Consider the following 6,448-nt stretch of genomic DNA (forward strand, 5'->3'; position numbering starts at 1 on the left):
CGTAGCGAGCCGATAGGGGCGTTTGTGCAGCAGCCCTTTTTGCATGGTGCGCGCATAGGACTTGCATATTGCGCTGTCTTTTGATAAAATGCAAGAGGCATGCGGTTGTAGCTCAGATGGATAGAGCATCTGCCTCCTAAGCAGAGGGTCGCGCGTTCGACTCGCGCCAATCGCACCATTTATTTTGTATGACAGACTCCTCGGCGATCCTGAGCAATGCAAAACGCCCCGACGATTGTCGGGGCGTTTTGCATTGGCGTTATCCCTTCCCAAATCCAAAGAGGGATTTGAGCCTGCTGCCGATGCCGGAGGACTTGCTCTCATCTGCAATGACGTTGTCCATATCCGGTACATCGTCATAGAGGTCAGAGTCCCGTACCTTGCGTGGAGGAGCATCGTTCCTGCTCTCGCTGTCATCTTCACCGAGGTCGAAGCCCGCACCGTAGTTTGGGGAGAAACCGGTGATGATGGGAATGCCGCAGTTCGGGCAGGCATTTGCAGAGGAGGGTACGAATTTGTTGCATTTGGGACAGAACATGATTGCCTCGCTTTCCTTCCAACTCATTCATCCGTTTTCAGCAGCCGCACGATCCCGATCAGGGAGAGGATGCCGCAGAGGCTCCAGAGGGCGATGAAGATCGTGTCGTTTGCCGCACCGATGATGATGAATTCCTCGATGATGGCGTCGCCGATGGTACTCTCATCCACGAGATTGGGTCTGCCGATGAGGTGCGCGAACGCCGCCGTGCAGAGGAGGTTCGGAAGAAGTGCGGCGTAGACTAAAAGCGCCTCCCACTTCGCGTGCCCGAGGGTTTGAAGGCGCTGCAGGACGAGCGGCAGCGTGGCGAGCGGGTAGACTGCACCGCCGATGAACAGGGCGAAGAACTCCGCGCCGGTGGGTACGAGCCCGAGGGACTTGCCGATGATGGCAAGGGGATAGAGGACGGACTGCCCGAGGGTGGGCAGAACGATCCCCGCAGCGGCGATCACAACGAGTGCACGAAATATAAAGTGCGCGCGGTCGATCTGCCCGGTTGCCGCGAAAAATGCCGCGCGAACGGAGGGAATCTCCTCCTCGACGGGAATGTCTCCGTAGCGGTTTGGGAGCTCCGCGCTCTTTTTGAGAAAGACATAGGCAGCGAAAGCGGCGAGGATGGGGACTGCGATGACGCAGAGGAGGATGTAGCTGAGCGTGAGGACCGCGATGAGATCGTCTGCGCTCTCTATGGCGTCGATGAGGGGAACCTGTCCCATCCCTCCAAAGGTATTGAGGAAGGAGAGGAGTATCACGGTGGGCAGTCCGAGCGGGAGGATGCTCATGAAGACGAGCGGGAAGGCGAGCCATCCGCTGCGGCCGATGTCATGCAGACGGCGCACCGTAGCGGGGATCACGCAGAGCGGCACGAGGGCTGCGGCGCAGGTGAGGATGAGGATGATGCCCGTGATGAGAAGAATCCAGAACGCCGTCGCCGTCTCGCGGAAAAACATGGTCGCCACGAAATAGGAGACCGGCAGAAGGGTGGAGAGGGCGATAAATGTGAGGAGCGACGCGCAGCCGCCGAGTGCGCCGATGGTCAGCGCGTAGTCGCGCCGCGTGAGTCTCCCGTGCGTCGAAAAGAGTGTCTGATTCATGACGATGCTCCGTCAGCCCTGTGGGTCTTTGGGCGGCGTGATATCCGTCGGTGCGTTCGTATCGGCCGCGCGTGCGTAGGGATTTTTGTCCAGCTTGGACGCGGGAGCCGCGGCAGCGCCGAGCGGATCGGGACCGTAGCTGTTGTCGCCCTCCGTGCCCCGCTTGAAAAGGATGTAGAGCAAAAATCCGAAGCTGACGATCGGGATGAAGCTGAGGAGGATGAAAAAGCCCGAGAGCCCGATGTCGTGCAGGCGTCGAATCATCAGCATATAGCTTGAGACCGTGATCGGGAAACAGAGCAGGGTAAAGAGACCAAAGATGCCATTGGCGGCAGACTCGTCCATTTGCATGGTGTTGTCGCCGACGAGGATGACGAAGACCATCATGACGATGTAGAGCACCACGCTGATGCCGAGGAGGGCGAGGAGGCGTTTGAGGTAGCGCAGGCGGTTGAGGCGCCCGTGCCACTGAAAGAAATTTTCCTTGATACCGTTGTCAATCTGATGCATTGGAACTCTCCTTACAACAATAACGCATGATAAAAACGTCCCTATTGTAGCATATTGTGTCGGAATTGGCAAAAAGGATGGGATTTCGGGTCTATGTCAAGTGTTACGGATTGCGATGCTCCACGCAAACGCCTCGTTCGCAAGCGTTCGTGCGCTTGTACGCTTAAATACCGGCGAATTTCTAAACGCCCTTCGGTTGAACGACGAAATCCGCCGGGGCGTACCGCGCACTTTTCCCACTTGCTCCACTAGGGTTTGCTTTGGAACATCGCAGTCCGCATTCTTCCGTAACAATTATCATAGAAGCGAGATTTTATAAGTGAATGGATAGAGCGCCGTCTGCGGAAACGGCGCTCTGTCCATTATATAAAGTGTGGTATGGGGGCTATAGGAGGCTGCCAATCCAAGGGTTGTGGGGCTGGGGCTTGCCTATGCTGCGCCCTCCTCGTTCTCGGCGGAGACGACGTTGCGTCCCTTTTCCTTCGAGATGTAGAGGGCGCGGTCGGCGCGGTCGATGAGGGCGCGCAGGCGATCCTTTTTCCCGTGCCATGTCGAGACGCCAAAGCTGAGTGTGACGCCGTCGAGGCTCTGTTCGAGGATGCTCCTGAGATGGTCGCAGAACGCGACCATGGCCGCGAGGTCGTAGTGCAGGGCGAGGAGGACGAACTCGTCGCCGCCGTAGCGGATGAAGAGATGGCGGCGGTCGATCCTCGCGTGGATGGTATCGGCGATCTGCCGCAGGATCTGATCGCCCGCGAGGTGTCCCTTTGTATCGTTGACGGTCTTGAAGTGATCCACGTCAAAGATGGCAAAGGAGAATTTGAAACCGCGCTTATACGAGAGCGCGGAGAAAGTCGCAAAGCCGTTTCCGAGCTGATGGCGGTTGTATGCGCCCGTGAGGAAGTCGCGCTGTGCCTCGTTCTGCGAGATCTCAAGCTCGCGGGCAAGCTCCTCGTTTTGCCGGGCGAGGGACGCATCCGCAAGCATTTGCTCACGGATCGTGTAGAAAATGAAGGGGATGGCGGCATAGATCGAAAAGACGGTGGTCGAGAGCATGACGGAGAGCTGATGATACTCCCAGTGCAGGGCGTCGATGCCGCCGAAGATGACGATCACGATGATGGCAAAACTGCCGTAGCGACACGCAGGATGATAGGTCCAGCTCGAACGGACGAGGGTGTAGACGAGCAGGAGACATCCGATGAGGAGGAGCGGGTAGAAGAGGAAGAGAAGGTTCATAAATCCGTCCAGCCCCAGCAGCTCGGCTACCGTCGCAATGCCGAAGAGGAGGGCGAAGACCACCATAATCATCCGAACGCGTGCGGTGTAGTGCGGCGCGACGATCTCCTGTGTGATGCGTGCGCAGGTCAGGGGCATGATGTAGAGCATGACGAGATGGATTTCCCACCAGAGATCAGCCATGCCGTAGATGCGCGGGAAGAACGAGGAGGTGCCCGTCGTCCACAGGATAAAGCTCGCAAGAAAGGCAATCAGATAGAGCTGCATGCGGCGACGGCCTGCCTTTGCACCGCGCCACGCCAGATCCATGATGAGGAAGACGATGAGCACAATCGCCACGGAGAGACTTGAGATGTAGATGGCATCCGCGAGGCTGAGGTTGCGCAGGAAGAGGCGCGAGGAGCCCAGCATGAAGTAGTCGAGGCTGCCAATCCAGTTCGGATACCCCGAGTGCAGCATGATGGTGAGGCGCTTGCCCGCGAGGTTCTGATCGAGGTGAACGTAGTGGAACGCGCGCCCGCGCGACGCCATCGGGTTGCTCCAGTCGCCGTGCATATAGACGAGCTCGTTGTCCAGATAGACGTAGACGTTCTGATTCGTCGTGGAAAACAGGATGTGATCGTTTACAAAACGCGCGGAGAGCGGGATGCGCCACGAGAGGTAGACGGTCGTTGTGCCGTCGGGCATGGGGGGCGGCGCGGGGTAGTCATACTCCTGCCAGTCGAAATTGCCCGCACGAAACCCGATGATGTCCTTGTACTCCGGATTCCCCTTCATGACGGCGTATTCGGCGTGCATATGAGGATCCAGCGGTGTCGCAAGGAGGCGCCACGCCAGAGCTGTCGCTCCGACGAGAAGTCCTATACAGAGCAGGGTGAGAAAATTCCCCCGCAGAAAAACTAGTACTTTGTTCATGGGTCTACACCCCCTTGGGGAGAGGCGGGTAACGTGTATTCACTGATATTTAGGATAATTATACCATACGAATTAGGTGTAAAACAATAGAAAAATGAAAAAGAATGCGAATATTGATGAGAAATACGGTATACAAAAAGGGGCTGCCCTACGAAGTTTTTTAGCTTCGTGCAGCAGCCCCAAGGATTCGGCATTATTGTTTCGGTTTTTCCAAGAATTCATCCTCACCGGAGACGGCGTTGCGTCCCTTTTCCTTTGAGAGGTAGAGGGCGCGGTCGGCGCGCTCCATCAGTGCCGACATGCGATCGTCCGCGCCGTGCCACGTCGAGACGCCAAAGCTCAGCGTGACGCCGCCCAGTGTCGCCTCCAGTGTTTTGCGCAGCTCCTCGCAGAATGCGACCATCTGAGCGAGATCGTGATGGAGGGCGAGGAGGATGAACTCGTCGCCGCCGTAGCGAATGAAGATGTGGCGGCGGTCGATCCTTGCGTGGATGGTATCGGCAATCTGCCGCAGCACCTTGTCCCCACCGAGATGACCGCGCGTATCATTGACGGACTTGAAGTGATCCACGTCGAAAATGGCAAAGGAGAACGCGAAGCCGCGCTCGTTCGCAAGCGCAGAGTAGTTCGCAATGCCATCCTCCAGTTGATGGCGGTTGTATGCGCCCGTGAGGAAGTCGCGCACCGCCTCGTCTTGTGACTCCTGCAGCTCCTTCGACAGGGTTTCGTTCTGCTGCGCGAGACGTGCGTCCGTCAGCATCTGCTCGCGGATGAGGAAGAAGACGAACGGGATGACGGCGTAGATGGAGAAGATCGTCATGGAGAGGATGCCGGCAAGGCGGTGGTACTCAAAGTGCAGGGCGTCAATGCCGACAAAGATCGTGAGAGAGATCATGGCAACGCTGCCGTAGCGGCATGCGGGATACTGCTGCCAGTCCGAACGCAGGAGCGTATGGATGAGCACGAGGCAGCTGACGAGGAGGATGGGGTAGAAGAGATAGAGCAGGTTCATATAGCCGTCGAGCCCGAGGATCTCTGTAATGGTTGCCGTAACGAAGACGACCATATAGATGATGATGGCGTTTTGTATATGTTTCGTATAGGCGGGAGCGACGATTTCCTGTATGACCTTGGCAAAGGTGATGGGCATGATGTAGAGCATCATGAGGTGGATCTCCCACCAGAGAGCCGGCATGCTGAGCATGCGTGAGAAGAATGACGAGGTGCCCGTCGTCCACAGGATGAAGCTGACGAGGAAGGCGATGAGGTAGAGCTGCATCGTTCTCTGCCGGTCGATGCCGCGCCAGACGAGGTCCATGACGAGGAAAACGATGAGTGAAAGTGCGATGGAGAGGCTGGCGATGTAGATGGCGTCCGTGAGGCTGATCTTGCGGATGAGGGAGCGCTCACTGCCGATGAAGAAGTAGTCGATGCTGCCGAGCCAGTTCGCATAGCCCGTGTGCAGCATGATCGTGAGCTGTTTGCCCGCGAGACTCTCGTTGATGTGGAGGAAGTGGAGCGTCCGTCCGTGCGTATCGGTCAGATCGTCCCAGTTGCCGTGCATATAGATGAGCTCATTGCCGAGGTAGACGTAGGCATCCTGATTCGCCGTTGCAAAGAGGATGTGGTTGACAAAGAGCGGTATCGTCTCCGGGATCTCCCACGTGAGGTAGACCGTCTTTGTGCCCTGCGGGATCGGGGGCAGCGCGGGATAGTCATAGGGCTGCCAGTCAAAACGGTCGGGGTCGAATCCGATGATGTCCTTATAGTCGGGGTTGCCCTCCGTGACGGCGTATTTCGGCTGGAGATTCGAATACGGCGAGGTCGAGAGCGACTGCCAAGAGAGTCCTGCCAGTGCCGCAATGAAGATGACACAGAGCAGTGTGATAAAATTTTCCCGTATTTTTTGAAAAAAAGTTGCCATTTGTGCGTTCGTGCCCCTTTACGGAATCACTGATAAATTCAGCACCGCCATCATTTTATCCGTGATTCCTCACATCCTTGAATCGGGGGTGTCTTCCCATGATTATAGTATGATAAATATTATAGCATAAAAATAAGATATTGCATACCATATTGTTGGGGGCTGCGTCAAAGAAAGGGGCTGCTCTACGAATGCCCCTATCGGCTCGCTGCGCTCGCCACTTCCCCC

General features: G+C 56.8%; 5 protein-coding genes and 1 tRNA gene. 1 reads left to right on the top strand and 5 read right to left on the bottom strand.

Annotated features, from left to right (window positions below; genetic code table 11):
* Positions 1–101 precede the first annotated feature (101 nt).
* Positions 102–178, top strand: a tRNA-Arg gene (locus HMPREF9081_RS02610).
* Between the two features lie 81 nt (positions 179–259).
* Here the strand turns inward: HMPREF9081_RS02610 and HMPREF9081_RS02615 are convergent.
* The 5 genes from HMPREF9081_RS02615 to HMPREF9081_RS02635 all read right to left on the bottom strand — a co-directional run bounded on the left by HMPREF9081_RS02615 (position 260) and on the right by HMPREF9081_RS02635 (position 6,220).
* Positions 260–538 (bottom strand): zinc ribbon domain-containing protein, encoded by a 279-nt coding sequence (locus HMPREF9081_RS02615; RefSeq protein WP_040395401.1) that lies wholly within the window; start codon positions 536–538, stop codon positions 260–262.
* A 23-nt stretch (positions 539–561) separates the two neighbouring features.
* Positions 562–1,632: a DUF805 domain-containing protein gene (locus HMPREF9081_RS02620; RefSeq protein WP_006305410.1), complete on the bottom strand. Its 1,071-nt coding sequence runs from the start codon at positions 1,630–1,632 to the stop codon at positions 562–564.
* 12 nt (positions 1,633–1,644) lie between these two features.
* A complete protein-coding gene (locus tag HMPREF9081_RS02625) occupies positions 1,645–2,142 on the bottom strand; it encodes a DUF805 domain-containing protein (protein ID WP_006305411.1) in 498 nt (165 codons plus the stop codon).
* A gap of 429 nt (positions 2,143–2,571) precedes the next feature.
* Positions 2,572–4,296, bottom strand: a complete 1,725-nt coding sequence (locus HMPREF9081_RS02630) for a GGDEF domain-containing protein (RefSeq protein WP_006305412.1) — start codon at positions 4,294–4,296, stop codon at positions 2,572–2,574.
* Positions 4,297–4,489: 193 nt separating this feature from the next.
* Positions 4,490–6,220: a GGDEF domain-containing protein gene (locus HMPREF9081_RS02635; RefSeq protein WP_006305413.1), complete on the bottom strand. Its 1,731-nt coding sequence runs from the start codon at positions 6,218–6,220 to the stop codon at positions 4,490–4,492.
* Between the last annotated feature and the right edge of the window lie 228 nt (positions 6,221–6,448).

The sequence above is a fragment of the Centipeda periodontii DSM 2778 genome (assembly GCF_000213975.1).
Classification (GTDB): Bacteria; Bacillota; Negativicutes; order Selenomonadales; family Selenomonadaceae; genus Centipeda; species Centipeda periodontii.